Raw genomic sequence first — 914 nt, forward strand, 5'->3', positions numbered from 1 at the left:
CTGCTTATTCTTTTCTGGCGCTGCTCTGATCATGGCGCTGCTAAAGCTCTCTGCCCCCGATGCCCTGATCGGGACAGGCCTGCTCGCCTGTCAGCCGAAGCGAAGGTGGATGCTGTAGGTACGGAAGCAGACATCCTGAGTGTAGGCGCGAGTTCGAAGAAAGCCAGCCGGGTAAAGTCCCGCCAGGGCGACCGGCTGTGAGTAGCGGCTTTGGCCAGAGGGCCAGCTTATGGGGCCGATACGGTCTGACTGAGGGCGAAGGCGAGCAAAAACAAGGGCTGTGGAGTGGCCTTTTTACCATAGCCCCGCAGGGATACATCAACCAAAAAGGACATGGGAACAGCCGTGGTGAGGAGCGGATGGCAAGCAAAGGGAGGAAAATGCAAGGTGGAGCTCCTTTTATTTTTTTGCCACTGTTTCTCCTTTCAACTGAAAAAATAAAAGAGAACGACCTTGCAGTTTTCCGGACTGCAGCCTTGACAACGCACCGCAAACACACCGCTTTACCTTGCTGTTTTTTGGGAGTGGCTAAATGCCCGATCAAAAAACACCTCTCCATCCAGGAGGGTGGATTTGTGCGGTGGGTTTTGTATCTTAACATTCATAATGGATTCAGCTGGCATCATCTTATTAAATTTCTTATTAGCCATTTTATCGGGTGTTATCTCTGGTATTTTAGCAGCTTTAATCATTGACCGCATTAGAAAAAAGGCTGCATTTTGTAATGTACATTACAATGCCCTTTTTAAAAAAAATCTACCGGTTACAGAGTTACACTTTTTTTGACGGTTTTGACCTACTCATTTCAAAGGATGGAACTGGTCCAGCTCCTTTTTCAGGTCTTCAACATCGGCCTGCTGGTATAATTCCGTAGACAGGATGTTTTTATGGCCTGCCAGGTATTGGGCTTTCCG

At 48.4% G+C, this 914-nt stretch carries 2 protein-coding genes; both read left to right on the forward strand.

The window, feature by feature from the left end; all coding sequences use genetic code 11:
• Positions 1–201: hypothetical protein (locus C900_RS27355; RefSeq protein WP_040497685.1), on the forward strand; the 201-nt coding region annotated here is incomplete at its 5' end.
• Between the two features lie 405 nt (positions 202–606).
• Positions 607–786 (forward strand): hypothetical protein, encoded by a 180-nt coding sequence (locus C900_RS30175; RefSeq protein WP_040497523.1) that lies wholly within the window; start codon positions 607–609, stop codon positions 784–786.
• Positions 787–914 lie beyond the last annotated feature (128 nt).

Origin of the sequence: Fulvivirga imtechensis AK7, from assembly GCF_000331535.1 — a bacterium.
Lineage (GTDB): Bacteria > Bacteroidota > Bacteroidia > Cytophagales > Cyclobacteriaceae > Fulvivirga > Fulvivirga imtechensis.

Bases quoted from the DNA above. Each gene is read 5' to 3' on its own strand.
- C900_RS30175 (WP_040497523.1), top strand. From the start codon at position 607: ATGGATTCAGCTGGCATCATCTTATTAAATTTCTTATTAGCCATTTTA.